Annotated in this window: 27 protein-coding genes, 1 pseudogene and 1 riboswitch; of the genes and pseudogenes, 14 read left to right on the top strand and 14 right to left on the bottom strand. The window is 76.2% G+C overall.

Annotated features, from left to right (window positions below):
- The first annotated feature begins 9 nt into the window (after positions 1–9).
- The 3 genes and pseudogenes from ACI79T_RS11300 to ACI79T_RS11290 form a co-directional block, all read left to right on the top strand.
- Complete coding sequence (locus tag ACI79T_RS11300; RefSeq protein ID WP_456610158.1) at positions 10–738, top strand: siderophore-interacting protein; 729 nt, start codon at positions 10–12, stop codon at positions 736–738.
- A complete protein-coding gene (locus ACI79T_RS11295) occupies positions 735–974 on the top strand; it encodes a hypothetical protein (RefSeq protein ID WP_456610157.1) in 240 nt (79 codons plus the stop codon). Before ACI79T_RS11300 ends, ACI79T_RS11295 begins: the two co-directional genes overlap by 4 nt.
- A gap of 18 nt (positions 975–992) precedes the next feature.
- Positions 993–1,979 (top strand): annotated as a pseudogene (locus ACI79T_RS11290) (MFS transporter); the annotation flags it as partial.
- Between the two features lie 36 nt (positions 1,980–2,015).
- On the opposite strand, the gene ACI79T_RS11285 reads toward ACI79T_RS11290, so the two are convergent.
- Entirely contained in the window at positions 2,016–2,822 is an 807-nt protein-coding gene (locus tag ACI79T_RS11285; protein ID WP_456610156.1) for a DUF4383 domain-containing protein, read from the bottom strand.
- 177 nt (positions 2,823–2,999) lie between these two features.
- Positions 3,000–3,147, top strand: a riboswitch (cobalamin riboswitch).
- Between the two features lie 29 nt (positions 3,148–3,176).
- Between ACI79T_RS11285 and cobN the strand changes: the two genes are divergently transcribed.
- Entirely contained in the window at positions 3,177–6,800 is a 3,624-nt protein-coding gene (cobN, locus tag ACI79T_RS11280) for a cobaltochelatase subunit CobN (RefSeq protein WP_456610155.1), read from the top strand.
- 16 nt (positions 6,801–6,816) lie between these two features.
- On the opposite strand, the gene ACI79T_RS11275 is transcribed toward cobN, so the two are convergent.
- The 3 genes from ACI79T_RS11275 to ACI79T_RS11265 are packed head-to-tail and all read right to left on the bottom strand — an operon-like array spanning position 6,817 to position 8,494.
- The gene (locus ACI79T_RS11275; RefSeq protein ID WP_456610154.1) at positions 6,817–7,668 is read right to left on the bottom strand and encodes a DUF1028 domain-containing protein; all 852 of its coding nucleotides are present in this window, start codon (positions 7,666–7,668) and stop codon (positions 6,817–6,819) included.
- Positions 7,669–7,721: 53 nt separating this feature from the next.
- Positions 7,722–8,066 carry a hypothetical protein gene (locus tag ACI79T_RS11270; RefSeq protein ID WP_456610153.1) on the bottom strand — a complete coding sequence of 115 codons (345 nt, stop codon included), beginning with the start codon at positions 8,064–8,066 and terminating at the stop codon, positions 7,722–7,724.
- Positions 8,063–8,494 (bottom strand): DUF1622 domain-containing protein, encoded by a 432-nt coding sequence (locus ACI79T_RS11265; protein ID WP_456610152.1) that lies wholly within the window; start codon positions 8,492–8,494, stop codon positions 8,063–8,065. The genes ACI79T_RS11270 and ACI79T_RS11265 overlap by 4 nt, the downstream gene beginning before the upstream one ends.
- A 59-nt stretch (positions 8,495–8,553) precedes the next feature.
- Here ACI79T_RS11265 and ACI79T_RS11260 point away from each other — a divergent pair, with 59 nt between their 5' ends.
- Positions 8,554–9,018 carry an SRPBCC family protein gene (locus ACI79T_RS11260; protein WP_456610151.1) on the top strand — a complete coding sequence of 155 codons (465 nt, stop codon included), beginning with the start codon at positions 8,554–8,556 and terminating at the stop codon, positions 9,016–9,018.
- An 18-nt stretch (positions 9,019–9,036) separates the two neighbouring features.
- A complete protein-coding gene (locus tag ACI79T_RS11255; protein ID WP_456610150.1) occupies positions 9,037–9,672 on the top strand; it encodes a hypothetical protein in 636 nt (211 codons plus the stop codon).
- Between the two features lie 15 nt (positions 9,673–9,687).
- Here ACI79T_RS11255 and ACI79T_RS11250 read toward each other — a convergent pair whose 3' ends face one another.
- From ACI79T_RS11250 to ACI79T_RS11240, 3 genes are all read right to left on the bottom strand, one after another.
- Positions 9,688–11,208 carry an acetyl-CoA hydrolase/transferase family protein gene (locus ACI79T_RS11250; protein WP_456610149.1) on the bottom strand — a complete coding sequence of 507 codons (1,521 nt, stop codon included), beginning with the start codon at positions 11,206–11,208 and terminating at the stop codon, positions 9,688–9,690.
- Positions 11,209–11,315: 107 nt separating this feature from the next.
- Entirely contained in the window at positions 11,316–11,744 is a 429-nt protein-coding gene (locus ACI79T_RS11245; protein ID WP_456610148.1) for a VanZ family protein, read from the bottom strand.
- Positions 11,741–12,208 (bottom strand): hypothetical protein, encoded by a 468-nt coding sequence (locus tag ACI79T_RS11240; RefSeq protein ID WP_456610147.1) that lies wholly within the window; start codon positions 12,206–12,208, stop codon positions 11,741–11,743. Before ACI79T_RS11240 ends, ACI79T_RS11245 begins: the two co-directional genes overlap by 4 nt.
- Before the next feature lie 189 nt (positions 12,209–12,397).
- On the opposite strand from ACI79T_RS11240, the gene ACI79T_RS11235 reads away from it, so the two are divergent.
- Together ACI79T_RS11235 and ACI79T_RS11230 are read left to right on the top strand one after the other, a co-directional pair.
- Positions 12,398–13,003 (top strand): hypothetical protein, encoded by a 606-nt coding sequence (locus tag ACI79T_RS11235; protein ID WP_456610146.1) that lies wholly within the window; start codon positions 12,398–12,400, stop codon positions 13,001–13,003.
- Between the two features lie 110 nt (positions 13,004–13,113).
- On the top strand, positions 13,114–13,989 hold the full coding sequence (locus tag ACI79T_RS11230) for an alpha/beta fold hydrolase (RefSeq protein WP_456610145.1): 876 nt from the start codon (positions 13,114–13,116) through the stop codon (positions 13,987–13,989).
- Between the two features lie 62 nt (positions 13,990–14,051).
- Here ACI79T_RS11230 and ACI79T_RS11225 read toward each other — a convergent pair whose 3' ends face one another.
- The 4 genes from ACI79T_RS11225 to ACI79T_RS11210 are packed head-to-tail and all read right to left on the bottom strand — an operon-like array spanning position 14,052 to position 17,792.
- On the bottom strand, positions 14,052–15,008 hold the full coding sequence (locus tag ACI79T_RS11225; protein ID WP_456610144.1) for a VWA domain-containing protein: 957 nt from the start codon (positions 15,006–15,008) through the stop codon (positions 14,052–14,054).
- A complete protein-coding gene (locus tag ACI79T_RS11220; protein WP_456610143.1) occupies positions 15,005–15,985 on the bottom strand; it encodes a DUF58 domain-containing protein in 981 nt (326 codons plus the stop codon). Before ACI79T_RS11220 ends, ACI79T_RS11225 begins: the two co-directional genes overlap by 4 nt.
- Positions 15,982–17,019 (bottom strand): AAA family ATPase, encoded by a 1,038-nt coding sequence (locus ACI79T_RS11215; protein WP_456610142.1) that lies wholly within the window; start codon positions 17,017–17,019, stop codon positions 15,982–15,984. Before ACI79T_RS11215 ends, ACI79T_RS11220 begins: the two co-directional genes overlap by 4 nt.
- A 53-nt stretch (positions 17,020–17,072) precedes the next feature.
- The gene (locus ACI79T_RS11210; RefSeq protein ID WP_456610141.1) at positions 17,073–17,792 is read right to left on the bottom strand and encodes a DUF5666 domain-containing protein; all 720 of its coding nucleotides are present in this window, start codon (positions 17,790–17,792) and stop codon (positions 17,073–17,075) included.
- Positions 17,793–18,038: 246 nt separating this feature from the next.
- Here ACI79T_RS11210 and ACI79T_RS11205 point away from each other — a divergent pair, with 246 nt between their 5' ends.
- On the top strand, positions 18,039–18,629 hold the full coding sequence (locus ACI79T_RS11205; RefSeq protein ID WP_456610140.1) for an AAA family ATPase: 591 nt from the start codon (positions 18,039–18,041) through the stop codon (positions 18,627–18,629).
- A 109-nt stretch (positions 18,630–18,738) separates the two neighbouring features.
- On the top strand, positions 18,739–19,767 hold the full coding sequence (locus tag ACI79T_RS11200; RefSeq protein ID WP_456610139.1) for an LLM class flavin-dependent oxidoreductase: 1,029 nt from the start codon (positions 18,739–18,741) through the stop codon (positions 19,765–19,767).
- Between the two features lie 58 nt (positions 19,768–19,825).
- Here ACI79T_RS11200 and ACI79T_RS11195 read toward each other — a convergent pair whose 3' ends face one another.
- Positions 19,826–20,044 (bottom strand): hypothetical protein, encoded by a 219-nt coding sequence (locus ACI79T_RS11195; protein WP_456610138.1) that lies wholly within the window; start codon positions 20,042–20,044, stop codon positions 19,826–19,828.
- A gap of 145 nt (positions 20,045–20,189) precedes the next feature.
- Here ACI79T_RS11195 and ACI79T_RS11190 point away from each other — a divergent pair, with 145 nt between their 5' ends.
- Both ACI79T_RS11190 and ACI79T_RS11185 read left to right on the top strand, forming a co-directional pair.
- The gene (locus ACI79T_RS11190) at positions 20,190–21,023 is read left to right on the top strand and encodes an HpcH/HpaI aldolase/citrate lyase family protein (protein WP_456610137.1); all 834 of its coding nucleotides are present in this window, start codon (positions 20,190–20,192) and stop codon (positions 21,021–21,023) included.
- 62 nt (positions 21,024–21,085) lie between these two features.
- Complete coding sequence (locus ACI79T_RS11185; protein WP_456610136.1) at positions 21,086–22,240, top strand: hypothetical protein; 1,155 nt, start codon at positions 21,086–21,088, stop codon at positions 22,238–22,240.
- A 57-nt stretch (positions 22,241–22,297) separates the two neighbouring features.
- Here the strand turns inward: ACI79T_RS11185 and ACI79T_RS11180 are convergent, their stop codons facing one another.
- Both ACI79T_RS11180 and ACI79T_RS11175 read right to left on the bottom strand, forming a co-directional pair.
- The gene (locus tag ACI79T_RS11180; RefSeq protein WP_456610135.1) at positions 22,298–22,762 is read right to left on the bottom strand and encodes a pyridoxamine 5'-phosphate oxidase family protein; all 465 of its coding nucleotides are present in this window, start codon (positions 22,760–22,762) and stop codon (positions 22,298–22,300) included.
- Positions 22,763–22,883: 121 nt separating this feature from the next.
- Complete coding sequence (locus ACI79T_RS11175; protein WP_456610134.1) at positions 22,884–24,515, bottom strand: glycoside hydrolase family 13 protein; 1,632 nt, start codon at positions 24,513–24,515, stop codon at positions 22,884–22,886.
- A 181-nt stretch (positions 24,516–24,696) separates the two neighbouring features.
- On the opposite strand from ACI79T_RS11175, the gene ACI79T_RS11170 reads away from it, so the two are divergent.
- Together ACI79T_RS11170 and ACI79T_RS11165 are read left to right on the top strand one after the other, a co-directional pair.
- Positions 24,697–25,926 (top strand): saccharopine dehydrogenase family protein, encoded by a 1,230-nt coding sequence (locus ACI79T_RS11170; protein ID WP_456610133.1) that lies wholly within the window; start codon positions 24,697–24,699, stop codon positions 25,924–25,926.
- A 49-nt stretch (positions 25,927–25,975) separates the two neighbouring features.
- Positions 25,976–26,572 (top strand): DNA-directed RNA polymerase subunit alpha C-terminal domain-containing protein, encoded by a 597-nt coding sequence (locus ACI79T_RS11165; RefSeq protein ID WP_456610132.1) that lies wholly within the window; start codon positions 25,976–25,978, stop codon positions 26,570–26,572.
- Positions 26,573–26,602 lie beyond the last annotated feature (30 nt).

The raw sequence follows: 26,602 nt of genomic DNA, 5'->3' as shown, positions 1-26,602 counted from the left end.
GAAGACGCGGTGCAGCACGGGTGGGAAGGCGTGGTCCTGAAGGCGCTGCGCGGGAAGGACTTCGTCCTGACCGTCCGAGGGAGCGAGCGGGTCGGCGAGCATTACCAGCGGGTCCGTGTGGCCGACGGTGGCCTGCTCGCCGCCTGCCCGCCGCACCCGGGGATGTGGGTCCGGCTCTGGTTCGAGCACGGGGGCAAGCCGCACCAGCGGGCCTACACGCTGGTCGATCCGGATCCGGTGGCGGGCACCTTCGACCTGGAGTTCGCCCTCCACGAGGGCCCGGCGGCGAACTGGTCGCTCGCGGCACGGCCCGGAGCGACGATCGACGCGACGGTGCAGGGCACGCGCGACGAGCAGCCGCCGCTCGACGCCCAGCTGCTGCACCTCGTCGGCGACCCGGCGTCCCTGCCCGCGGTCAACTCGCTCCTCGACGCCCACCCGTCGACACCCGCGCGGGTGTGGGTCGAGGCGGGCCACCCGGCCGACCGCGACCTCCCGGTACGCGCCCGCGGCGGGCACGACGTCGTCTGGGTCGACCGGGACGGCGAACCCGGACGTGCGGTGGTCGACGCGGTCACCGGCTCGTGGTCGGCCGACGGCTCGGCGGACCCGGCGCGGGACTGGTTCTGGGTCGCCTGCGAGGCGGCGGCGACCCGGGCGCTGACCCGGCACCTGCGCCGCGACCTCGGCGTGGGCAAGGACCGCGTCTCGGCGGCCGGCTACTGGCGTGCGACGTGAGCGCAGCGTCCGCTCCGGCCGTCGCCGGACGGTCTCCGGTGGCCGTGGACCGGCCGCCGTGGGGCCTGCTGACGACCCTCTGGGTGACCCAGTACGTCGGCATCGGCTTCCTCACCGTCGGGCTGGTCGCCATCCTCCGGGCCGACGGGGTGTCCCTCGAGGACCTCTCGCTCGTCTCGCTGCTCGGCCTCGCCTGGCCGCTCAAGCTGCTCTGGGCGCCGCTGCTCGACCGGTAAAGGTCACGGCGGCTCGGCCACCACCGGTCCTGGCTGCTGGTGCTCCAGACCGGCATGGTCCTCGCGCTGCTCTCGCTGCTGCCCTTCGACGACCCCGCCGCCTCGCTCGGCCCGCTCGTCGGCGTCTGCGCCCTCTACGTGCTGCTGTCGGCGACCCAGGACGTGGCCACCGACGCCCTGGGGGTGCGGCTGCTGCGCCCGGAGGACCGCGGCCTCGGCAACGGGGTGCAGGTGGGCGCCAGCTACGTCGGCACGGTGCTCGGTGGTGGTGTCTGCGTCCTCGTGTACGACCGCGCGGGGTGGGTTCCGGCGGTGCTGCTGCTCGCGGCGCTCACCCTCGTCGCGCTCGTCGTCGTCCTCCGCTTCCGCGAGCCCGTCCGCGACCCGCGCGCGCCGGGCGCCGGTGCGTGGCGCGCGCTGGTCGGCGTGTTCCTCCGTCCCCGCGTGCCGTCGTGGGCGCTGGTCGTGGTGCCGCTGGTCTACGGCGGCGCCGCCGGGGTGTATGCGCTGCCCAGCGCGGCACTGGTGGACGCCGGGTGGTCCCTCACCCGGATCGGCGTGGTCACCGGTGTCGTGGTCAGCGTGCCGGCGGCGCTGGCCGGCCCGCTCGCCGGCTGGCTGGTCCGGCGCTGGGGACGGGCCGCCGTCCTGGCGGGCGGCGGCGTCGCGCTGGCCGTCTCGACGGCCGGGCTGGTCCCGTTGCTGCGGGGAACGGCGCTGCTCGTCGGCACGGTGGTGGCGCTCAGCGGCTTCCTCGTCGCGTACACGGCGCTCAACGTGGTGGTCTACACGGTGAGCATGGACCTGTCCCGCCCCGCCACGGCGGGCACCGACTTCACGACGCTCACGACGGTGCCCCTGCTCGCCTCGTTCCTGACCGCCTCGGCCGCGCTCGCCACGGCGGCGCTCGTCGGGTACGTCGTCTCGGCGGCCGTGTGGTGCGGCGTCACCCTCGCCGGGGTGGTCCTGGGCGTGTGGTGGCTCCGGTCCGCGCCGCTCCGGTGAACCCCTGCGCCCGGTCCGGTTGAGCCACCCGCGGGGCTACGGCCTGCCGGCCGGGCGGCCGGACGGCCCGTCGAAGGACATCCACGCCCGACGGCGGTCGGCCCGGCTGCGGTGGTGGGACATGGCCGCCACCCGGCGCCGCTGGTCGGCGCTGGCGGTGTGCGCGACCACCGCGACCTCCGCGTCCCGCATCGCCCGCTCGGCGGCGAACTCCGCCGGGGTCGAGGGGAACCCGTCGCCGGCGTCGTCCTCGGCCACGCCGTCGGCGGGGTGGGCGTAGGGGCTGTCGGCGGGCAGGTTCCCGCTGACCCGGCCGTAGGCCCCCAGGAGCAGCAGGACCAGGCCGGCGACGACCGAGAAGACGACGTTGGCGAAGCGGAACGCCAGGAAGTTCAGGTCGGTCTGCAGCACGGCGAGGTTGGCCAGCGCGGAGACCAGGAACAGCACGCCGACGACGATCATGACCGTCGACGCGATCCGCGGCCCCCGCACGGCGGCGGCGATCAGCACGGCGGCGGTGACGACGGAGATGGTCGACAGCAGGCCGTTCGAGGACAGGCCCAGGACCCGCTCGCCGTCGGTCGAGAAGAAGTCCAGCCCGTCGGCGAAGCCGAGGATGCCGAAGACGGCGATCACCGCGGCGACGACCACCGCGCCGATCCGGTGGACGGCCGGCACCCGGCTGCCGGCCCGGGCGCCGTCGGTCTTCCGTCGGTCGGAGCCCGCGGGCTCAACGGCACGTGCGGACGGGGCGACCGGTTCCGACGGGCTCGCCGGGGTGTCGGGCGGGGTGCGGGTGCCGGGTGCCGTGCGGGTGCGGTGGAGGTGCGGACGCAGTGCCATGACGACTCCCTCGAAGAACCGGTTCGTACCCGTCCTTCCCCTCCGGCACACCGCCCGGATGCGGCCGGTGCCGCTTTGTCGCCGGCGGGCCCGCCCGCTTCACCCCGGACCTCGATGCCCGGCTCGCCCCGGGCACTCGCCGGGTGGAGGACCCCGACGCATCTCCGGCGCCGGGGCCGCCTCCGGCACCCGGTAGCGTCTGCGGTCAATCACGGCAGTCCAGCGAGGAAACCGGTGCGAATCCGGTGCGGTCCCGCCACTGTGAGGCCCGGCGTCGTCGAGATGCCGGGTGAGCCAGACACTCCGGCTGCCGTGCCCAGCGAACCGGGGCGCGGACCCCGAGGAGGCCCACGCGTGTTCACCCTGCTCTCCACCAGCGACACCGACCTGCTGTCGGCCCGGGCCAGCGAGGCCGACTGGCGCCTGGGCAACCCCGTCCGCCTCGGCGCCGACGGCGTCGCCGCGCTGGTCGAGGGCAGCGACCTCGTCGTCGTCCGCATCCTCGGCGTCCGGCGCCAGTACGAGGAGATGCTCGCGCCGCTGCTGGCCGGGCCCGCACCGGTCGTCGTCCTCGGCGGCGAGCAGGTGCCCGACGCCGAGCTGATGGAGCTCTCCACCGTCCCGATGGGCGTGGCCACCGAGGCGCACGGCTACCTGGCCCAGGGCGGGCCGGACAACCTCGTCCAGCTGCACCGCTTCCTCTCCGACACGGTGCTGCTCACCGGCGAGGGGTTCGAGCCGCCGTCGGTCGCGCCGGACTGGGGGCCGCTGGACCGCACCCCGCGGACGACGAGCGGCCCGCGGGTCGCCGTCCTCTACTACCGGGCGCACCACCTGGCCGGCAACACCGCGTTCGTCGAGGAGCTCTGCGCCGCGATCGAGGCGGCCGGCGGGCAGGCGCTGCCGGTGTTCACCGCCAGCCTGCGCACCGTCGACCCCGGGCTGCTCGAGACGCTGCGCACCGCCGACGCCATGGTGGTCACCGTGCTGGCGGCCGGCGGCTCCCGGCCGGCCACCGCCCAGGCCGGTGGCGACGACGGCGCCTGGGACGTCGGCGAGCTCGCGGCTCTCGACGTGCCGGTGATCCAGGGGCTGTGCCTGACTCGCTCCCGGGCGGAGTGGCTGGCCGACGACGACGGCCTCTCGCCGCTCGACGTCGGCAACCAGGTGGCGATCCCCGAGTTCGACGGCCGGCTGATCAGCGTGCCGTTCTCGTTCAAGGAGACCGACGAGGACGGCCTGACCTCCTACGTGGCCGATCCGGAGCGGGCCGCCCGCGTTGCCGGCACCGCCGTCGCCCACGCCCGGCTGCGGCACACCCCGCCGGAGGAGCGCCGGATCGTGGTGATGCTCAGCGCCTACCCGACCAAGCACGCCCGCATCGGCAACGCCGTCGGCCTGGACACCCCCGCCTCGGTCGTCCGGCTGCTCGCCGCGATGGCCGGGGAGGGCTACGACATCGGCCCGTTCGACGGCCCGGACGCGCTTCCCGGGGTGGCAGACCTCGACGGCGACGCGCTGGTGCACGCGCTCATCGCCGCCGGCGGCCAGGACGCCGACTGGCTGACCCAGGAGCAGCTCAGCGGCAACCCCGTCCGCATCCCCGCCGCCGAGTACCGGGCGTTCTTCGAGACGCTGCCGGCCGACCTGCGGGAGGCGATGGAGGAGCACTGGGGCCCGGCACCCGGGTCGCTGTTCGTCGACGACTCCGACGGCGCCATCGTCTTCGCCGCCCTGCGCGCGGGCAACGTCGTGCTGATGGTGCAGCCGCCCCGTGGCTTCGGGGAGAACCCGATCGCCATCTACCACGACCCCGACCTGCCGCCCTCGCACCACTACCTGGCCGCCTACTGGTGGCTGCGGTCGGTCTTCGGCGCGCACGCGCTGGTGCACGTCGGCAAGCACGGCAACATGGAGTGGCTGCCGGGCAAGACGGTCGGGCTGTCGGCGTCGTGCGGACCGGACGCCGCGATCGGCGACCTGCCGCTGATCTACCCGTTCCTGGTCAACGACCCCGGTGAGGGCAGCCAGGCCAAGCGCCGCGCGCACGCCACGCTGATCGACCACATGGTCCCGCCGATGGCCCGCGCCGACTCCTACGGCGACATCGCCCGGCTCGAGCAGCTGCTCGACGAGCACGCCAACATCGCGGCGATGGACCCGGGCAAGCTGCCCGCCGTCCGCGCGCAGATCTGGACCCTGCTGCAGGCCGCGAAGCTCGACCACGACCTGGGGCTCAACGAGCGGCCGGAGGACGACCACTTCGACGAGATGATCCTGCACGTCGACGGCTGGCTCTGCGAGATCAAGGACTCCCAGATCCGCGACGGCCTGCACGTGCTCGGCACGCCGCCGTCCGGGCAGAACCGGGTCGACCTGGTCGTGGCGATGCTACGAGCCCGCCAGATCTGGGGCGGCTCGGTGGCTCTGCCGGGCCTGCGCGAGGCGCTCGGCCTCGCCGAGGACGGCACCGCGGGCCTCAAGGCCACCGACGCCGTCGAGGAGCTGGCCGACGCCCTCGTCTCCCGGATGGAGGAGCGCGGGTGGGCCGCCGCGGCCGTCGACGACGTCGTCCGCGAGGTGCTCGACCGCGACGACGAGCAGGTGGCCGCCGTCCTGCGGTTCGCCGTCGACGAGGTGGTGCCCCGGCTGGCGCGCACCACCGACGAGCTGGACGCCACCCTGCACGCCCTCGACGGCGGGTACGTGCCGGCCGGCCCGTCGGGCTCGCCGCTGCGCGGGCTGGTCAACGTGCTGCCGACCGGTCGCAACTTCTACTCCGTCGACCCGCGCGCGGTGCCCTCCCGGCTGGCCTGGGAGACCGGTCAGGCGATGGCCGAGTCGCTCGTCGACCGCTACCGCGCCGACACCGGCGAGTACCCGCGCTCGGTCGGGCTGTCGGTCTGGGGGACCTCGGCCATGCGCACCTCGGGCGACGACATCGCCGAGGTGCTGGCGCTGCTCGGCGTCCGCCCGGTGTGGGACGAGGCGTCGCGGCGGGTGACCGCGCTGGAGCCGGTCCCGCTCGAGGAGCTGGGCCGGCCGCGGATCGACGTCACCGTGCGGATCAGCGGCTTCTTCCGGGACGCCTTCCCGCACGTGGTCACCATGCTCGACGACGCCGTCACGCTGGCCGCCGGCCTGGACGAGCCGGCCGACGTCAACTTCGTCAGGGCCCACGTGGACGCCGACGAGGCGACCCACGGCGACCGCCGGCGGGCCACCACCCGGGTGTTCGGCTCCAAGCCGGGCGCCTACGGGGCGGGGCTGCTCTCGCTGATCGACAGCCGGAACTGGCGCGGGGACGCCGACCTCGCCGAGGTGTACGCGGTCTGGGGCGGCTACGCCTACGGCCGCGACCTCGACGGCGTGCAGGCGCGCCCCGACATGGAGGCGGCCTACAAGCGGATCGCGGTGGCGGCCAAGAACGTGGACACCCGCGAGCACGACATCGCCGACTCCGACGACTACTTCCAGTACCACGGCGGGATGGTCGCCACGGTGCGCGCGCTCACCGGTTCGCAGCCCTTGGCGTACATCGGCGACTCCACCCGGCCCGAGCAGGTGCGCACCCGGTCGCTGACCGAGGAGACCGCCCGCGTCTTCCGGGCCCGCGTGGTCAACCCCAAGTGGCTGGCGGCCATGCGCCGGCACGGCTACAAGGGCGCCTTCGAGCTGGCCGCCACCGTCGACTACCTGTTCGGCTACGACGCCACGACCGGCGTGGTGGCCGACTGGATGTACGAGAAGCTGGCGCAGACCTACGTGCTCGACCCGGAGAACCGGGAGTTCATGGAGCAGTCGAACCCGTGGGCGCTGCACGGCATCGCCGAGCGGCTGCTCGAGGCGGTGGACCGGAAGATGTGGGCCGAGCCGGACCCGGCCCTGCTCGCCGAGCTGCAGCAGGCCTACCTCGACACCGAGGGCGACCTCGAGGGCGGGGACACGCCGGCCGCCGCCGAGGCGGGCCGCGCCTGACGCCCCGGGCGGCGGATCACGGCAGCCCGGTGGTGGCCCGCAGGTGCGCCAGGACGACGGGGTCGAGCCGGCCGTCGTGCCAGCGCTCCTCGAAGTTCTCCCGGCCCATCCAGTCGTACAGGTCGCGCTGCACGTCCCCGGTGGCGTAGCCGGTGCGGGCCAGGCGTGCGCGCAGCTCGCCGGCGAGGGCGTCGTCGTAGGGCAGCAGCTCGTCCTCGGGTGTGGCGCCGAAGTACAGGTCGTGCAGGTCGAGCATCCGGGCCAGCTCGCCGATCGGCTCGGGGGAGTCGTCGCTGCGCAGGTCGACCACGACGTCGCCGAGGCCGCCGTAACCCGCCCCGGCGGACACCACGAGCACCGCCGCGGCCTGCTTCCCGCGCGGGTCGCCACCGGCGTCCTGGCCCGCCGCGAGGCAGCCGACCAACCGCCGGGCCAGCGAGGGCTCGGCGGCCGTGGCCTGCCAGCGGTCGGCCATCGCGTCCACCACCTCGGGGCCGGCGAGGAGGTTCCCCTGCGCGGCGAAGGACCCCGCCGGGCCCCCGCCGGTGCGCCCGCCGGCCCACGGCTGCGCACGGTCGCCGGTGAAGGTGGCGGCCGCGCCGGTGCGGTCGACGACGCCGGCCTGGCGCTGGTCGCGCTGCGGGTCGCCGGCGAAGAAGCGGGTCAGCAGCTCGGCGGCGCCCACCCCCTGGCGGAGCAGCTCGATGCCGCGGGTGCGCAGCTCCAGGTTCACGTGCGCCTGGGTGGCGAGCGCGCCGGCGTCGGCGGCCGCCGCCGGCACGTAGGCGCCCGCGGCGAGGAACTTGCTGGCCACCGCGACGCCGAGCGCCGTGCCGTCGGGGGAGCGCCCGACGATGGAGAAGGTCACCGGCGGACCCTAGCCACCCCGGCCCGCGCGGGCGCCCCGGACCCGGCCGGCCGTCACTGCCGCCAGGCCGGGTGGAGCAGCCGGCGGGCGGCCTCGTCGTACCGCCGGGAGGGCCGCTCCGGCCGCGGGCCGCGGGCCTCCCAGGAGCGTGCCCCGAGCCGCAGGCCGTAGCCCACCAGGTGGCGGAGGGCGATGACGACGGCCGCGGTGGCGATCGCCTGCCAGCCGGGGTCCCCGGCCAGGCGGAGCAGGCCGGCGGCGACCAGCAGGTCGAGCAGGATGCCGAGCGCCAGCGCCGGACGGCGGGTGGCGGCCAGGGCGACCAGCGCGCTGACGACCGCCGCCCCGGCGACGAGCTGCGCGGCGGCCCCGGTGACGGCGGCCAGCGTCGAGCTCACCCGGCCCGCCCGGCCGGCGTCGTCGCCCCGTCGCTGTCGGACGACGAGGGACCGGACGGCCGGTCGCGGTCGCGGTCCTGGTCCTTGTCCTCCTCGACCTGGCGGCGTTCCTCGGCGATCTCCTTGCCCAGGAAGTAGTTCAGCACCGTCCGGATGGCGGCGATGGCGGCGAGCTGCCCGATCTCCTCCCAGCTGGGCGCCACGGCGGTGCGCAGCACGTCGCTGGCGAGCTGGAACTCCAGGCCCAGGGCCAGGAAGCGCCCCAGCGTCAGCCGGACCGGCACGAAGCCGTGGGTGCTGCGGTGCCGCAGACCGGCCCAGGCGAACCGGATGAACGCCCAGACGGCGCCGATGATGATGACCGCGGCGCCGCACGCCTCGACGATGACGACGAGGACGTTGACGACTTCCTGCAGCAGCTCTTCCACGCGGCGCGCATACCCGGGCCGTCCGCGCGACCACGCATGACGACTGCGAGACTTCCGGGGTGAGCGAGCTACGTCACTCCGGATCGATCACCGTCGCGACGTCCCCGGAGGCCCTCTACGACCTGGTCTCCGACGTTCCCCGCACCGGCGAGTGGAGCCCCGTCTGCGCCGCCTGCTGGTGGGACGAGGGCGCGTCGGGGCAGGTCGGGGACTGGTTCACCGGCCGCAACGTGACCCCGGAGCGGACCTGGGAGACGCGCTCGCAGGTGGTCGTGGCCGACCGCGGCCGGGAGTTCGCCTGGATCGTCGGCGGCTCCCTCGTGCACTGGAGCTTCACGCTCGCTCCCGTCGACGGCGGCACCGAGCTCACCGAGTCGTGGGAGTTCCTCCCCGGCGGGCTGGCCTTCTTCGCCGAGCGCTACGGCGAGGCGGCTCCCGAGCAGATCGCCGAGCGGACCCGCCAGGCCCACGAGGGCATCCCCGTCACGCTCGCGGCGATCAAGCGGATCGCCGAGTCCGGCTGAGCGGTCCGGTCACCGGCGGTGGACGCGCGCAGGCTCCTGCTCGGGGACTGGACGCCGATCGTCCGGGACGGCATCGATGTGCTGCGGCTGGTCCTCCTGGGCGGGGCCGTCTGGTACGCCGTCGCCGGGGACGCCGGCTCGGCCGCGGTGCTCGCCGTCATGGGGGCGGTCACGCTCGTCGCGCGGCTGGTGAACCTGCCGCGGGTCTACGACCTGTCGGTGACCCTGGGCATGGCGCTGCAGGGGTTCGGCGAGGTGTGGGGGCTCTACGACCGGTTCGTCCGGTTCGACGACCTGGTGCACTTCTCGCTGCCGATGCTCACCGCGCCGGTCATCTACATCGCGCTGGCCCGGCTGGACGTCGTCCCCGACCCCCGGGACGAGACGCACCTGCGGCACTACGTCGGCATCGCGGTGGTGACGGCGGCGCTCGGCGTCACGGTGGGCGCGCTGTGGGAGATCTACGAGTGGCGGTCCGACGCCTGGTTCGGCACCGCGCTGTCCGAGGGCAACGACGACACCAACGGCAACCTGGTCCGCGACGCGCTCGGCTCGCTCGCCGGCGCCGCGCTGCTGGTGGCGTGGGCCCGGTTCGGCTGGGGGTCGGTGCGCCGGATCCCCGGGGTCAACACCCACGAGGCGGTCGACGCCTGAGCCCGCCGCCGGCGCTCAGCCCGGCAGCATCGAGCCGGTCTCCATGTACCGGGTGTGCCAGCTCAGCGCCTCGGCGAGCAGGTGCGGGGTGTGCCGGCCGTAGGCGCCGCGCTCGGCGCGCTCCAGGTAGTCCTCGAGCAGCGGCCGGAAGTCCGGGTGCGCGCAGTGCGCGATCACCGCGTGCGCCCGCCGCCGGGGCGAGAGCCCGCGCAGGTCGGCCAGCCCCTGCTCGGTGACCAGGACCTGCACGTCGTGCTCGGTGTGGTCGACGTGGGACACCATCGGCAGGATGCTCGAGATCGCCCCGCCCTTGGCCGTCGACGGGCTGAGGAAGAACGACAGGTAGGCGTTGCGGGCGAAGTCGCCCGAGCCCCCGATGCCGTTCTGGATCCGGCTGCCCATCAGGTGGGTGGAGTTGACGTTGCCGTAGATGTCGGCCTCGATCATCCCGTTCATCGCCAGCACCCCCAGCCGGCGGACGATCTCCGGGTGGTTGCTCATCTCCTGCGGCCGCAGCACGATCCGGTCGCGGTAGGCGGCGGCCGAGTCGTTGAACGCCGTGGCGACGTCGGGGCCCAGGGAGAAGGCGGTCGCCGAGACGACCGACAGCGTCCCGGAGTCCAGCAGCTCGAGCATCCCGTCCTGGATGACCTCGGTGTAGGCCGACAGCCCCGTGAACCGGGAGGTCTCCAGGCCGGCCAGCACGGCGTTCGCCACGTTGCCCACCCCGGACTGGAGGGGCAGCAGGCCCTCGGGCAGGCGCCCCCGGGCGACCTCGTGCTCGAGGAACTCCACCAGGTGGCCGGCGATCCGCCGGGAGGTCTCGTCCGGAGCGGCCAGCGGGCTGTTGCGATCCGGGGCGTGCGTCTCGACGACCGCCACGATCTTCTCCGGCGCGCACCGCAGGTAGGGCGTGCCGATCCGGTCGGCCGGCCCGGTGAGCGGGATCGGCAGCCGGTGCGGCGGGAGGGCGGTGCCGTAGTAGATGTCGTGCATGCCCTCGAGGTCGGCGCTCTGCCACGAGTTGACCTCCAGGATCACCCGCTCGGCGCGGTCCAGCCAGGTCTTGTTGTTGCCGATCGAGGACGAGGGCACGAGGTCGCCGTCGGCGGTGATGCCGCTGACCTCGACGACCGCGACGTCCAGCGGCCCGAGGAACCCCTCCCAGGCCAGCTGGGCGACGTGCGAGAGGTGGACGTCGAGGTAGTCCATCTCGCCGGCGTTGATCTTGGCCCGGGTGACCGGGTCGGACTGGTAGGGCAGCCGCAGGTCGACGCCGTCGGCCGCGGCGAGGACGCCGTCGAGCTCCGGAGCGGTCGAGGCGCCGGTCCACACGTTGACGCGGAAGGCCTCGCCGGCCGCGTGCGCGGCGCTGATCCGGCGGGCCAGCGCCTCGGGCACCACCTTCGGGTAGCCGGCGCCGGTGAAGCCGCTCATGCCCACGGTGTCGCCGGGGCCGATGAGCGCGGCCGCGGCGTCCGCGGGTACGACCCGGCGGGCCAGCTCCGGGTGCTGGATACGGCCGGGTCGGGGCATGCGCGGGTCCTCCGTCGGGTCGTGCGCGCGGGCACCCCGATGGCACCCCCGCGTCGTCGCCGATCCTGCCGGACGGCGCCGACCGGGGCGCCCGGAGCGGGGGCCGGTCAGCCCGGTACGCCGGGGGACGCGGTGAGCCGGCCGGCGGTCCCGGCGGCCACCAGGAGCCCCGCCGCGACGGCGCCGGCGGCGTTGAGCGCGGCGTCCAGCGGCGACACCACCCGCCCGAGCGGGAGCAGCAGCTGGAGCAGCTCGATGCTCGCGCCGGCGGCGACGGCGGTCAGGACCAGCCGGTCCGGCCGTCCCAGCGCGGGCCACCGGAGGACGGCGAGGGCGGCCGGGACGACGAGCAGCCCGAGGTTGCCCAGCAGTTGCCGCACGGTGGCGGTGGAGTCCAGGCCGGTGACGTACCAGCGCAGCTCCTCGGTCGGCGACCCCCACGACCATCCGGCGCCCTCGGGGGCCAGCGTCAGCGCGGCCACCACCACGAGGGCCGCACCGAGGAGGCCGTGGAGCGCGGTGCTCCGGGCGCTCACGGGACCGTCCTGACCGCCGGGCCGGCGTCCCCGGCCAGCGCCTGGAACGCGGCCGATCCGAGGGCATCGACCTCGGCGGCGAGGGCGCGCAGCGGCACCGGGTACGGCGACCCGAGCAGCTCGGCGATCCGGCCGGCCGCCCGGTCGATGCGGGCGGGGGCGTCCAGCCCCGGCGGCACCGCCGGTCCGTCGATGCCCCACGGTTCGGCGATCTCGTCGCAGAGCCCGGGCAGCCGGCGCAGCAGGTCCGCGCACGCGACGGCCAGCCGCTCCCACGTGCCGGCCCGGAGCCCGGGGTCGTCCCGGGGATCTGCCGTGGCCCACCGGAGGAGCCGGACCACGTCGCCCCAGACCACGTCCGAGACGACGCACTCGACGGCGCACCCGTTCGCGGGCCGGCGGGCCAGGACCACGGTGCGGGCCGCGGTGCAGTCGAAGAGCAGTCCGGTCGGGTCGACGTCCATGCCGCCACGGTCGTCCGGCCGGCTGTGCGCGGGCTGGACGCCGGCTGGGCGTCGTCCGTGGGGCTCGGCACGGCCGGATGCACGGCCGGATGCACGGCCGGCTCACGGCGGATCCACAGGTCCGTCACAGCCGGAGCCCGGAGGCTGGCGGGAGCGGTCGGAGGGGCCGACCGCGGAGGAGGGGTTCCCGTGCGCAAGAAGATCGTCGTCGGCGCCGCCGCAGGTGCGCTGACCCTGACCGGCCTGGCGGTCGCCGTGCCCGCCCTCGCCGCGCCGGCCGCGACGGCCGAGGCGGCCGCCGGCGCCACGGACCGCATCCGCGACGCCCTGTCCGGCCTGGTCTCCGACGGCTCGCTGACCCAGGAGCAGGCCGACCAGGTGGCCGGGACGCTCGCCGAGCAGGGTCTCGGCGGGCGCGGCGGGCACCCGGGGGGCGGCTGGCTGGACCTGTCGGCCGCGGCCGGGGCGTTGGGTCTGACCGAGGAGGAGCTCCGGACGGCGCTCGAGCCCGACGGGACCACGCTCGCCGACGTCGCCGAGGACCAGGGCGTGGCTGCCGAGGACCTGGTCGACGCCCTGGTGCTGGCGGAGGAGGAGCGGATCGCCGAGGCCGTCGAGGAGGGGCGGCTCACCCAGGAGCAGGCCGACGAACGGCTGGCCGACGTCGAGACGCGGGTGACCGAGCGGATCGAGAGCACGCACCTCGGCCGCGGCGGGAGGGGCGACCGCGGGGACGACGCCTCCCGCAGCTCGGCCCAGAGCACCGAGTCGACCGAGGAGACCCCGGCCGACTGACGCCACCACCGGCCGGCCGAGCAGCGGCGCCGCACCCGTTCCGCCGGGGCGGCGCCGCTGCGTCGTTCCGGGGGACCCCGCCGGCCGCCGGTCGCCCGTAGCCTCCCGGCATGCCGGATCAGACCTTCTCGATCGACTCCGCCTCCGACGTCCGCGTCACCGCCTACCGGTGGGACCCGACCGGCCCGGTGCGCGGCATCCTCCAGCTGACCCACGGGATGGGCGAGCACCTGCTCCGCTACGAGCGCCTGGCCGCGGCCCTGACCGGCGCGGGCTGGGTGGTCGTCGGGCAGGACCACCGGGGGCACGGCGCCACCGCGCAGGACGGCCGCTGGGGCGACCTCGGCCCCGGCGGCTGGGACGAGCTGGTGCGCGACATCGGTCGGCTGAGCGCGCACGTCCGCGCCGACCTGCCCGACGTGCCGCTGGTGCTGCTGGGCCACAGCATGGGCTCCTTCGCCGCCCAGCAGTACGTCCTCGACCACTCCGCCGAGCTGGCCGGCCTGGTGCTCACCGGCACCGCCGCGCTGGACCTGCTGGAGCCGGCCATGGACCTCGACGGGCCGACGGACCTCTCCGCCTTCAACGCCGCCTTCGCGCCGGCCCGCACCGAGTACGACTGGCTCTCCCGAGACGAGGCCGAGGTCGACGCCTACGTCGCCGACCCGCGCTGCGGCTTCGGGCTCTCCGCCACGGACAGCCGGCAGATGTTCGTCTCCGCCCGGCAGGTGGCCGACCCGGGAAGGCTCGCCGGGCTGCGCACCGACCTGCCGGTCTACGTCGCCGTCGGCGACCGGGACCCGGTGACCGGGCAGCTGGCCCTGGTGCACGGGCTGGTGCAGCGGCTGCGCGACACCGGGCTCACCGACGTCACCCTCGCCGTCTACCCGGAGGCACGGCACGAGGTGTTCAACGAGACCAACCGCGACGAGGTCGTCGCCGACCTGCTGGCCTGGCTGGACCGGGTGGTCCCGCCGGCGGGCTGACGCCGGACGCACCGGGCCGGCCACCTCCCGGGGGAGGTGGCCGGCTCGGCGGGGGGAGCGGGTCAGGGCAGCCGGGGTGACCAGGCCAGCGAGCCACCCGCCGCGCCCAGGGCGACCAGCAGGGCCACCCCCGCGAACGTCGAGGAGATGTCCTCGCGCTCGGTGGTCGTGCCCACCTGCTCGCCGATGTCGGCGTAGACGTCCTCGAGCTCGCTGCCGCTCTCGGCGGTGTAGGCCTGCCCGCCGGTGGCGGCCGCCAGGTCCGCCAGGGCAGCGGTGTCCACCGGCACCGACACCCGCTGGCCCTGCACGCTCACGTCGGCGTCGGACGTGCCGTAGGCGATGGTCGAGACCGGGATGCCGGCCGTCGTCGCCACCTCGACGGAGTCCTCGACCGAACGGCCCTGGGTGCTGGTGCCGTCGGAGAGCAGCACGATCGACGCCGGGACCGGCTCCTCGCCGGCCTCGACCGGGGCCTGGCCGGCGGCGGCGACCGCCGCGGCGACCGCCTCGCCGATCGCCGTCCCCTGGGACATCCGCAACTCCTCGATGGCCGACACGACGGCCTCGTGGTCGTCGGTCGGGGCGACCTCCACCACGGCCGTGCCGGAGAAGCTGACCAGCCCGACGTCGATGCCCTCGGGCAGCTGCTCGACGAACTCCACCGCGGCCGCCTGCGCCGCCTCGAACCGGGACGGCGCGACGTCGGTGGCCTGCATGGAGGTCGAGGTGTCGATGGCGACGACGACGGTGGCCGCCTCGCGCGGCACCTCCACCGCGGCCGCCGGCTTGGCGAACGCGGTGACCATGAACGCCAGCGCGGTCACCAGCAGGGCGGCCGGCACGTGCCGCCGCCAGCGCGGGGCCCGGGGCGCGACGGAGGCCAGCAGGTCGGCGTCGGCGATGCGGACGGCGTAGGCGGTGCGGCGCCGCTGCGCGACCAGGTAGCCGACGGCGACGGCCGCGACGGCGAGCAGCAGCAGGAGGCGCCACGGCGCCTCGAACGACAGGTCGGTCATGCGGATGCTCCCGGGTGGACGAGGGGCGACGGGCGCCGGGCCGGCGACGCGGCCCGGCGCCGGCGCAGCGAGGTGCGCCGGGCGGACAGGTGGCGGGCGAGCTCGGGCAGCCAGTCGCGGTCGGTGCGCAGCAGCACGTGGCCCGCGCCCGCGGCGAGCACGGCGGCCCGGTGCGCCCCGGTGCGGGCCGCGGCCGCCGCGCGGTACCGGTCGCGCACCGCCCGGGTGGTGCGCACCTCCAGCTGGCGGCCGGTCTCGACGTCGACGACGTGCAGGGTGCCGACGGCCGGCAGCTCGGTCTCCAGCGGGTCCTGGACGTGGCAGACGACCACGTCGCAGCGCTGGGCGAGCAGCTGCAGCGCCCGGGCCCAGCGCGGCTCGTCGCCGGCGCCGCCGGGTTCGGCGAGGTCGCTCAGCACCACCACCAGCCCGCGCCTGCGGGGCGGGCGGGCGAGCTCGGTGAGCACGTCGGCGAGGTCGGCGCCCCGGCCGTCGGCGGCCCGCGGCGTGCCGGCCAGGACGTGCCGCAGCGCGAGCGCGGCGGTGCGGCCCGCCCGGGGCGGCACCCGCCGGACGCCGTCCGCGGTCAGCAGGACGGCGCCCACCCGGTCGCCGTGCGCGCTGGTCAGCTGCGCCAGGGCGCCGGCCACGGCCAGGGCGAGCGCCCGCTTCTCCGTGCGCCGCGTGCCCAGGGCCATCGACGGGGTGAGGTCGACGACCAGGGTGGTCTCCAGCTCCCGGTCGGCGGTCGTGGCGCGGACGTGGGTCTCCCCGGTGCGCGCGGTCACCGCCCAGTCGATGCGGCGGGCGTCGTCCCCGGGTGCGTGCAGGCGCGGATCGGCCGGCTCGCTGCCCGGACCGGGGGTGAGCCGGACGTGGTCGCCCTGCAGCAGCCCGTCGAGGCGGCGGGACACCTCCAGGGTCAGCCGGCGGACCTGCGCCTCGGGCGCGTCCGGCGGCGGCGGGAGCGGCCTCATGCCACGACCCGCTGCAGGTCCGGCCGGACGACGGTGTGCTGGGAGGGGGCCACCGTCGGCTGCGGCATGGTGGCCAGCACCCGGCCGACGACCTCCTCCGCGGTCACGCCGTCGGCCAGCGCCTCGTAGGAGAGCACCAGCCGGTGGGCCAGGACGTCCACGGCGAGGTCGGCGACGTCCTCCGGGACGACGTAGTCGCGCCCGCGCAGCAGGGCCAGCGCACGCGCCGCGCGGACCAGGCCCAGGCTGCCGCGCGGCGAGGCGCCGACCCCGATCAGGCGCTCGAGCTCCGGCAGCCGCCACGTCGCCGGCTCGCGGGTCGCCATGACCAGGGCCACGGCGTACTCGGCGATGGCGTGGTGCACGAACACCGCCTCGGCGGCGTCCTGCAGCGCCACGAGCTGCCCGAGCGTCAGCGCCTGCTCGGCCCGCGGCGGGCGCACCGACATCCGGCGGACGATCTCCATCTCCTCCGACATCGTCGGGTGCGGCACGACCACCTTCATGAGGAAGCGGTCGCGCTGCGCCTCGGGCAGCGGGTAGACGCCCTCGCTCTCGATCGGGTTCTGCGTGGCCAGCACGAGGAACGGGTCGGGCAGCGGGTGGGTGACGCCGCCGATGGAGACCTGCCGCTCGGCCATGACCTCCAGCAGCGCCGACTGCACCTTGGCCGGCGCGCGGTTGATCTCGTCGGCCAGCACCAGGTTGGCGAACACCGGCCCGAGCTCGACGTCGAAGCGCTCCTGCGAGGGCCGGTAGACGCGGGTGCCGACGATGTCGCTCGGCACCAGGTCGGGGGTGAACTGCAGCCGCACAGAGCTGCCGCCGACCGTCCGGGCCAGCGTCTCGACGGCCAGGCTCTTCGCGACGCCGGGCACGCCCTCCAGCAGGCAGTGCCCGCGGGCCAGCAGCGCGACGGCGATCCGCTCGACCATCCGGTCCTGGCCGACGACGACCTTCTTCACCTCCATCAGGGCGTGCTCGAGCAGGGCGCCGGGCGCCGGGGGAGTGGGCAGGGAGCGGGTGTCGGACACGGGTCCTCCTGGGATCGTGGGAGTGCGGGGGTCGTGGGAGTGCGGGGGCGGGGTCAGGCGTCCTGGGTGGGCACCTCGGTCTCGGTCTCGGTCTCGGTGCCGGTGTCGCCGCCGGGCGCGGTCGGGGCGCGGCCGCCGGGGGCGCCGCCGCCGGCCGGGCGGATGGTCGCCGCGGTGGCCGTGCCGCCCTCGACGACGCCTTCGACCAGGACGGCGTCGCCCACCTGCAGGGCGTCGAGGCCGCCACCGGCGACGCGGGTCGCCGCGGTCACCGCGTAGGTGCGGGAGAACCCGTCGGAGCTCTCGACGGTCACGGAGGCGCTGTCCAGGGCGGTCACCGTGCCGCCCTGGACGGCGATGGTGAGCGTGCTGCCGTCGGGCTGCTGCACCTCGCGCTCCTCGTGCAGGGCCGACCACGGGGCGGTCGCCGTCCCCGTGGTGGTCTCCTCCTCCGGCGCGGCGGCGTCGTCGTCGGACTGGCCGGGAACGGTCGGGAGCTGCCTGGACGGCCGGTCCTGCGCCGCGCTCTGGTCCAGGGGGGCGGCGGCCGTCGCAACCGCCGCCGGCTGCGGCTCCGCCGGGGCGCCGAGGGCCGCGGCGGCGCCGGCCCCGATGCCGAGCACGGCGAGCGCGGCGGCGCCGGCCACCGCCCAGCGGCGGCGCCGGCCCGGCCGGGCGGCCGGCGCAGCGGGGGCGGCCGTCTCGTCGGCCGGTGGCGTGCCGGGGGAGCGCGGGGTGCGCGCGCCGTCCCGGTCGAAGACCCAGTCCTGCACGGGAGTGCTCCTCGTCTGCGGGCCGCGGCCGACCCCCTCGTGGGGCGCCGCGGCGTCGTCGTCGGGTCCCACCGTGGGTCCGCGGCCTGGGACTGCGCTGACGGTGAGGTGGGGGGCGGCTGTGAGTTCGCGCCGACCGCGTCCCGCCCGCCGGAGGACGCACAGCCGGTTCCCAGCTTCTGCACACGTCGGCGGGAGGGGCGGCGCGCACGGTGGGCCCGAGAAGCGGAGGAGGAGCGCATGGTGATGACACCGATACCGGTCCGGCCCGGCCCGGGACGCGGCAGCGCACCGGCTCCCGCGCGCGGCCTCGTCGTGATCGCGGGGCTGCCCGGCAGCGGCAAGACGACGCTGCTGCGCCGGCTGGTCGCCGCGGGGCGCGGGCCGGCCGGCCTGGACTCCGAGCAGGTCGCCGACCGGCTGCGGGAGGCCGGGGTCCGCGTCCCCTACCGGCTGCTGCGCCCGTGGGTGCACCTGGCGCACCGCCGGCGCGTGCTGCGCCGGATCGCCGGAGCGGCGCCCGTCGTCGTCCTCACCGACCCCTGGACCAGCCGGGTGTGGCGCGGGACGGTGCTGCGGGCGGCCCGCCGGGCCGGCCGGCCGGTGCGGCTGGTGCTCCTGGACGTGCCGCCCGAGGTGGCCGTGGGCGGTCAGCTGGCCCGCGGACGGCGGATCTCCGCCCGCCGCATGCGGCGGCACGCCGCACGGTGGGCGGAGCTGGTGCGGACCCTCGACCGCACGGGCGGCGGCCCGGCCGTCGCGCAGGTGTCCGTGGTCGACCGGGGGACGGCGGGCCGGCTCACCCTCCCCGAGCTCCTCGGCACGTCCGGCACCTGACGCGCCCGGCGCCGGCCGGCACCGGGGGGAATCACCTGGCCCGTCCGGCGTTGACTGCCGCGAGGACCGGTCGCCCGACCGCCCGCACCCGAATCCCTGGAGGACGGCCATGCACCTCGGCGTCGACAGCTTCGTCTCGGCCGTCACCGATCCCCGCACCGAGCGGGTGGTCGGCCCGCAGGAGCGGATGGCGCACCTGCTCGAGGAGATCGAGCTCGCCGACCGGGTCGGGCTGTACTCCTTCGGCATCGGCGAGCACCACCGCCCGGAGTACTACGACTCGGCGCCGCCGGTGATCCTCGCCGCCGCGGCCGCCCGCACCTCCCGCATCCGGCTGGGCAGCGCGGTCGCGGTGCTCAGCGCCGCGGACCCGGTCCGGGTGTTCCAGCAGTTCGCCACCCTCGACCTGATCAGCGGTGGCCGCATCGACCTGGTGGTCGGCCGGGGCTCGTTCACGGAGGCGTTCCCGCTCTTCGGCCTGAGCCTGGGCGACTACGACGAGCTGTTCACCGAGAAGCTCGACCTGCTGCTGCGCATCCGGGAGTCCGAGCACGTCACCTGGTCGGGGACGCACCGCCCCGCGCTCACCGGCCAGGGGGTCTACCCACGCCCGGTCCAGGACCCGCTGCCGATCTGGGTCGGGGTGGGCGGGACGCCGGAGTCGTTCGTCCGGGCCGGGCTGCTCGGCCTGCCGCTCATGGTGGCGATCATCGGCGGCGAGCCCCGGCAGTTCGCCCCGCTCATCGATCTCTACCGGCGGGCCGGTGCGCACGCCGGCCACGCGCCGGAGAAGCTGCAGGTGGGGCTGCACGTGTTCGGCTTCGTCGCCGACAGCACGCAGGCCGCCGCCGACACGATCTACCCCGGATGGCACGAGCTGTTCAGCAAGGTCTCCCGGGAGCGCGGCTTCGCCGCACCGACCCGGGCGCAGTTCGACGCGACCAGCGGGCCCGACGGCGCCTTCTTCATGGGTGATCCCGAGAGCGTCGCCGAGAAGCTGGTCCGGATCTCCGGGCAGCTCGGCGGCGTCGACCGCGTGTCGATCCAGATGACCAACCCGCGGCTGGCGCACGAGGACCTGCTGCGCGGCATCGAGCTGCTCGGCACCGAGGTCGTGCCGCGGGTGGCAGCGGGCTGAGCCGGGGCGACGGGCCCCGGCTCAGCCGCGCGCTGCCGGGAGGGTCAGGCCGGACGGGTCAGGCCAGCCCCTCGTTGTGCGGCTCGATGCTCGCCGAGGGGTCCACGCCCTCGTCGGCTGCCGGCTGGACGGGGCCCTCGCCGGGCTCGGACCCGGTGCCTGCCGCGGTGTTGCGGGAGGACCGCTCCGGGTCGGTCACGTCCGTCGTCGTCGGCGCCTGCCCGATCCGCTTCGCGGCCTCGCCGGTCCCCGTCTCCTCGAGTTCGCGCTCGGTCATGACCACTCCTCTCGTCGTCGGACGTGCTGGCGCGACCGCCGTACCCGGGAACGGTCGGCTGACGCACACGTCACATGATCGACATGGGTCCGGCGGAGCGCGCCGGGGGGTGCGGTGCGGCGATCCGTACGAGGATGGGGGAGTGGTGAATCGAAGGAAGGTCGGTCCCGAGGACGCGCGCTCCTGGCTGCTGGTGAACGGCGCCCGCACGGAGCTGTTCGACGTGGCGCACGAGTCGAGGGCGGATTCGGTGGTGCTCGACATCGAGGACGCCGTCGACCCCGCGCGCAAGGCGGAGGCACGCGAGGGCGTCGCCCGGTGGCTCTCCCAGGAGGGCCGCAGCGCCTGGGTGCGGATCAACGACCACTCCACGCCCTACTGGGCCGATGACATGGCCGGGCTGGCCGGGGTGCCGGGGCTGCTCGGCGTCATGCTCGCCAAGGCCGAGGCCGCCGAGCACGTGACCGAGACGTTCGACCGGCTCGGTGGCGCCACGCCCGTCCTGGCGCTGGTCGAGTCGGCCCTCGGCATCGAGGAGGCGGTGAACATCGCCCGCGCCCGCGGGGCCTTCCGGCTCGCGTTCGGCAGCGGCGACTACCGCCGCGACACCGGCACCAGCGCCGACGAGCTGGCCATGTCCTACCCGCGGACCCGCCTGGTGCTGGCCAGCCGCATCGGTGGACTCCCCGGTCCGATCGACGGGCCGACGGTGAGCAGCAGCCTCCCGGTGCTGCGGGAGCAGAGCGCCGTCACCGTCTCCCTCGGCCTGACCGGGAAGCTCTGCCTGGACATGGACCAGCTGCCGGTCATCAACGAGGTCATCAGCCCGGCGCCCTCCGACGTCGCCTGGGCGCGGGACTTCCTCGCCGACTTCGACGCCCGCGGGCAGGTGATCCGCGACGGCAGCGACCTGCCCCGGCTGGGGCGGGCGCGCAAGATCGAGCGCCTGGCCGGGATCTTCGGCGTCGAGCCCGTCTGACCTCCGGACGGCGATTGCCGTCGGGCACCCCGGGCGCCCACGGACGGACGAGGGAGGCGGGCATGGCCGGCGCGGACGGGCGGGACGGCGTCCTGCTGTCGCTCAACGTGGGGTCCTCGTCGCTCAAGGCGGCGGTGCGTGACCCGGAGCTGCGCCTGCACGTCGACCTCGCCGGTCTGGACGGGCCCGACGCCCGGCTGACCGTCACCGTGCCGGGCGTCGCGCCGGAGACGGCGGGGTGCCCGGGCGGGTGGCCGCGGGCGCTGGACGAGGTCGCCGGCGCCCTCGCCCGGCACGGTCTGCGCCCCACCGCCGTCGCGCACCGCATCGTGCACGGCAGCCCGGCCCTGGACTCGGCGCGCGTCGCCGACGACGCGCTGCTGGAGCGGCTGGGCGGGGAGGCCGACCGCGATCCGCTGCACCTGCCGCGCCAGCTGCAGGTGGTCGCCGACGCCCGGGCGCACTGGCCCCGCTGCGCGGAGGTGCTCGTCCCCGACGGCGGCTTCCACCGCGACCTGCCAGACGAGGCGACCACCCTGCCCCTGCCCGCGGCGGACCGGGCGGCCGGCCTGCGCCGCTGGGGGTTCCACGGGCTGGCCGTGCAGAGCGTCGTCGAGCTGGTCCCCGACCTGGGCGCCGGGGTCGTGGTGCACCTCGGCAGCGGGTGCAGCGTGACCGCCGTCGAGGACGGCCGGCCCCGGTCCACCACGATGGCCCTCAGCCCGGCCGGCGGCGTGCCCTCGCTGACCCGCAGCGGCGACCTCGACCCGGAGGTGGTGCTGCAGCTGCTCGCCGAGCATGACGGCTCGGTGCCGGCGGTGCGCGAGCTGCTCAACCGGCGCTCGGGGGTGGCGGGGCTGAGCGGCGGGAGCACCGACGTCCGGGTCCTGCTGGCCGACGACGGGGACGCCGCCGACCTGGCGCTGCGGGTGTTCGTCCGTCAGGTGGCCATGGCCGTCGGGGCAGCGGTGACCACGCTGGACGGGTGGGACACCGTCGTCTTCACCGGCGGGATCGGCCGGCACTCCACGGAGATCCGGGAGCGGGTGTGCGCCCGGCTGCTCCCGCTGCGGCCCGGCGCCGCGGCGGCGCCGGGCCCGCCCAGCGCGCGGCTGGCCGCCGCCGGGATCCGGGTGCTGGCCGTGCCCGTCGACGAGGAGGCGGTCATGGACCGGCTCGCCCGCGCGGCCCTCTCCGATCGGGGCGCCGGGCGTTGAACCGGCTCAGGTCCGGGTCCGGTCCCGCGGCCCCGGCAGGTCCGCCGGCGTCCGGGCTCACGCCTCCGTGGCGTGCCCGGGGAGCGCCGGGGCCGCGGGCGCCCGGGTGGCCGGCAGCCGCGTCCGCCAGCCGCGGAGCAGCCCGATCTGGACGGCGATGTAGCAGCGCCCCGGCCCGGACGGCGGGGTGAGGAGGCCCAGCCGGTCGTGCTCGAGGACGAGGGCGGGGTCGCTGACGACCCGGGACGGCCCGACCACGGTCACGCCCCACCCGGCGCCTGACCCGCCGTCGTAGGCGTCCACCCCCAGGGCGACCACCGTCCGGCGGACGGCGTCGACGACGCTGTTGCCGAGCCGGCCGGGGATCAGCACGCTGCCCTCGTGCAGGGCGAAGCTGACCGGCACGAGGGCCGGGAGGGCCCCGTCGGTGAAGCCGAGCCGCCCGATCGAGGCCGTACCGAGCAGGCGACGGCACTCCGCCTCGTCCAGGACGTCGACCTGGTCCTCATCGGTGGTGGGCACGGGCACTCCTCGTCGTGGGCGGGCCGGGACCCGGCCTCCCCACTGTCGGTCGCGCGCGACCGGTTGCCGCAGGGCCCTAGGTCCCGAACGGCGCGCCGCTCGTCCCGGACCCGCCCGCGGCTCAGCCCTCGGCGAGCCAGATCGCGGTGTGCGGCGGCAGCGCCACGGTGGCCGACGACCGGCGCACGCTGGTGTTCGAGGCCAGCAGCACGGTGCCGCGGGAGCGGACCAGCGAGGTCCCCGAGCCCATGTTGACCACGCACCGCACCACGCTGCCGTCCGGCGCGGTGCACCGCACCGTGAGGACGTCGCCCCGCGTGCTGACCGTCGCCTCGCCCGAGCCGAGCGCCGGGTGCGCCTCGCGCAGGGCGAGCGCCCGGCGGTAGAGGGTCAGCATGGAGCCGCCGTCGCGGGACTGGCGGGAGACCGCGTAGCGGTCCCACCCGTCGGGGATCGGCAGCCAGGGCTCGGCGTCGCCGGTGGAGAAGCCGACGCCGGCCGTGGGGTTCCAGGGCATCGGCACCCGGCAGCCGTCGCGGCCCGACCGCGCCCCACCGCTGCGGAAGAAGATCGGGTCGCGCTTGGCCGCGTCGGGGACGACGGCCTGCGGCAGGCCCAGCTCGTCGCCGGCGTAGACGTACGCCGAGCCGGGCAGCGCCAGCATCAGCAGCGCCGCCGCCCGGGCGCGGGCGGTGCCCACCGCGCCCCCGCCGAACCGGGTCACCTGCCGGTCCTTGTCGTGGTTGCCGAGGACCCAGGAGACCGGGGCGCCCACCTCGCCGAACGCGTCGAGCGCGGTGCGCACGCCGTCGGCGAAGGACTCGACCGACCAGGGGGACTTCAGCAGCCGGAAGGAGAACGACTGGTGCATCTCGTCGGGGCGCGAGTAGAGCGCGACCTCCCGCGGGTCGGCCAGGCAGACCTCGCCGACCAGCATGGTGTCCGGGTACTCGTCGCAGACCGAGCGCCACCGGCGCCAGACGTCGTGCACCTCGGGCTGGTTCCAGGTCATCGCCTGCTCGGGGCCGTGGCCGAAGAGCGTGGGGGAGTAGGCCCCGGGGTTGTCCCGCAGGCCGGCGTCCTTGAACAGGCCGTAGGCGACGTCGACGCGGAAGCCGCTGACCCCGCGGTCGAGCCAGAAGCGCAGGGTCCGCTCGAAGTCGGCGGCGACAGCGGGGTCGCGCCAGTTGAGGTCGGGCTGCTCGGGGGCGAACAGGTGCAGGTACCAGCGGCCGTCGGGGGTGCGCGACCAGGCCGGCCCGCCGAAGAGCGACTGCCAGTTGTTCGGCGGCTCCTCCGACGGCGGCGCGAAGTGGTAGCGGGCCGCCTCGGGGGAGTCCGGGTCGGCGAGCGCGGCCTGGAACCAGGGGTGCCGGTCCGAGGTGTGGTTGGGGACGACGTCGAGCACGACCCGCAGACCGAGGGCGCGGGCCTCCGCGACCAGGGCCTCCAGGTCGGCCACGTCCCCGTACTCGGGGTCGACCGCGCGGTAGTCGACGATGTCGTAGCCGCCGTCGGCGCCGCCGGAGGGGTAGTGCGGGTTGATCCACACCGCGTCGACGCCCAGCCACGCCAGGTAGGGCAGCCGGGAGCGGAGGCCGGCCAGGTCGCCGATCCCGTCCCCGTTCCCGTCGGCGAACGAGCGCAGGTAGACCTGGTAGACCACCGCCGATCGCCACCAGGGGGACGACGACGTCTGAGCCGCGACCTCTTCACGGGTCGCGGTCCGCACCGTTGCGAGCCGCACTGCCATGCGACCTCCATCGGCACGGTGCCGCCGGTGCTTGCGTCCCCTGGGCGGGAAGGTGCCCGTGGTGCATCCCGTGACCACTCCGTGAGGTGAGACCGCGCCGCCCGGGGGAGGAGAGGCCGTGCGGCCGCCGGGCCCGGGGGCGCGGGCTGCCGACGTCGCCGGGGCGGGCCAGGATGGCCGCATGGCAGATGGCGCACGGACCCACGACCTGGTCGTCTACGGGGCCACCGGCTTCGTCGGGCGGCTGCTCGCGGCCTACCTGGCCGAGCACGCCCCGGAGGGCACCCGGATCGCGCTGGCCGGGCGGTCCCGGCACCGGCTGGAGGAGGTGCGCGACGCCCTGCCGGCCGGCGGCCGCGACTGGGCGCTGGTGGAGGCCGACTCCACCGACGAGGCGTCCCTGGCTGCCCTGGCCGGCAGCACCCGCGTCCTGGTGACCACCGTGGGTCCCTACGCCCGCTACGGCCTGCCGGTGGTCGAGGCGTGCGCCCGCGCCGGCACGCACTACGCCGACCTGACCGGCGAGGTGCTGTTCGTGCGGGAGGCCATCGAGCGCTGCGACGCCGTCGCGAAGGAGACCGGCGCGCGGATCGTCCACGCCTGCGGCTACGACTCCATCCCCTCCGACCTGAGCGTGTTCCTGCTGGCGCAGCAGGCTGCCGCCGACGGGGCGGGCGGGCTCCGCGACGTCCAGCTGGTCGCCACGCTCCGGGGCGGGTTCAGCGGCGGGACGATCGACTCGATGCGCGCGCAGGTGGAGGCGTTGCAGAAGGACCCCGCGCTGCGCCGCGTGGTGGCCGACCCGTTCGCGCTGAGCCCGGACCGGACCGCGGAGCCGGACACCCTCCAGCCGCGGGACGCCGGAATGCCCTCCCGGACACCCGACGGGCGGTGGACGGCGCCCTTCGTGATGGCGCCGTTCAACATCCGCATCGTGCGGCGGAGCAACGCGCTGCAGGACTGGGCGTACGGGCGGTCCATGCGCTACGGCGAGGTCATGGGGGTCGGCCGCGGACCGCTGGGTGCGGTGACCGCGGCCGGGGTCAGCGCCGGGCTGGTCGCCACCGTGTCCGCCATGAGCCTGGCCCCGACCCGCGCGCTGCTCGACCGCGTGCTGCCGGCCCCCGGCAGCGGCCCGAGCGAGGCGGTCCGGCGGAAGGGGTGGTTCCGCATGGTCGTCGACGCCGGCACCGAGGACGGCCGCCGGTACCGGGCGACCGCCGCCGGGAAGGGGGACCCGGGCTACGCGGCGACGGCGGTGATGCTCGGGGAGAGCGCCCTCGCGCTCGCCCTCGACGGCGACCGGCTGCCCGAGCGGTCCGGCTCGCTCACCCCGGCCACGGCGATGGGCGAGGTGCTCGTCGAGCGGCTGCGCGCGGTCGGGCACACCTACGAGGTGACCGCGCTCTGAACGGCCGTGCGTCGGCGGCGCCGGAGCGGCGTCGCTAGGGTTGGCGGACATGCCGACCAGCTCGACGGACCTGCCCGTGGGGACGATCCAGGACCTCGGCCTGCCCGGACGGGCGGTGACCGCGCTGACCCGTGCGGGGATCACCGACGTCGCGGCGCTGGCCGCGCTCACCCGACGGGACCTGACCGCCGTCGCCGGGCTCGGACCGGGCCTGGTGGCCGCCATCCGGGCGGTGGTGCCCGAACCACCCGCCCGGCTGCCCGGGGCGGACGGATCGCCCGCTCGTGGCGCCGGCGACCGCTCCGCCGGTGCGGCCGACGGGGAGCGCGCGGCGGAGGAGGCGGAGTCCCCGGCCGCGCCGGCCATCCCGTCGTTCGCCTCACTGCGCGGTCCCCGCCGCCGGTCGGCGGTCGACCTGCTGCTGCCGGACGCCCCGGCCGCGCAGGAGCCCGAGCCGGAGCCGGCCGGCGAGCCGCCGGCCCGTCCGGCGCCCGCCCGTCCGGCGCCCGCCCGGACTGCGTCCACCGGACCGGCCGACGCGGCGGTGCGGCCTCCTGACTACGCCGATCTCCTCCGGCTCGGCATGCACGTCGCCCGGGCGGTCCTGACCGCACCCGCCCGCTGCCTGCGCCGGCTGCTCGGCTAGGGGCCGCACCCGGCGGCGCCGGTCCCGTCG

This window comes from Blastococcus sp. SYSU DS0619 (assembly GCF_054051035.1).
This window is presented reverse-complemented; position numbering and strand designations above follow the sequence as displayed.

Bases quoted from the DNA above. Each gene is read 5' to 3' on its own strand.
- ACI79T_RS11205 (WP_456610140.1), top strand. From the start codon at position 18,039: ATGACACCGATACCGGTCCGGCCCGGCCCGGGACGCGGCAGCGCACCG.
- ACI79T_RS11185 (WP_456610136.1), top strand. From the start codon at position 21,086: ATGGCCGGCGCGGACGGGCGGGACGGCGTCCTGCTGTCGCTCAACGTG.
- ACI79T_RS11250 (WP_456610149.1), bottom strand. From the start codon at position 11,208: ATGCCCCGACCCGGCCGTATCCAGCACCCGGAGCTGGCCCGCCGGGTC.
- ACI79T_RS11165 (WP_456610132.1), top strand. From the start codon at position 25,976: ATGCCGACCAGCTCGACGGACCTGCCCGTGGGGACGATCCAGGACCTC.
- ACI79T_RS11175 (WP_456610134.1), bottom strand. From the start codon at position 24,515: ATGGCAGTGCGGCTCGCAACGGTGCGGACCGCGACCCGTGAAGAGGTC.
- ACI79T_RS11200 (WP_456610139.1), top strand. From the start codon at position 18,739: ATGCACCTCGGCGTCGACAGCTTCGTCTCGGCCGTCACCGATCCCCGC.
- ACI79T_RS11220 (WP_456610143.1), bottom strand. From the start codon at position 15,985: ATGAGGCCGCTCCCGCCGCCGCCGGACGCGCCCGAGGCGCAGGTCCGC.
- ACI79T_RS11170 (WP_456610133.1), top strand. From the start codon at position 24,697: ATGGCAGATGGCGCACGGACCCACGACCTGGTCGTCTACGGGGCCACC.
- ACI79T_RS11240 (WP_456610147.1), bottom strand. From the start codon at position 12,208: ATGGACGTCGACCCGACCGGACTGCTCTTCGACTGCACCGCGGCCCGC.
- ACI79T_RS11285 (WP_456610156.1), bottom strand. From the start codon at position 2,822: ATGGCACTGCGTCCGCACCTCCACCGCACCCGCACGGCACCCGGCACC.
- ACI79T_RS11225 (WP_456610144.1), bottom strand. From the start codon at position 15,008: ATGACCGACCTGTCGTTCGAGGCGCCGTGGCGCCTCCTGCTGCTGCTC.
- ACI79T_RS11195 (WP_456610138.1), bottom strand. From the start codon at position 20,044: ATGACCGAGCGCGAACTCGAGGAGACGGGGACCGGCGAGGCCGCGAAG.
- ACI79T_RS11230 (WP_456610145.1), top strand. From the start codon at position 13,114: ATGCCGGATCAGACCTTCTCGATCGACTCCGCCTCCGACGTCCGCGTC.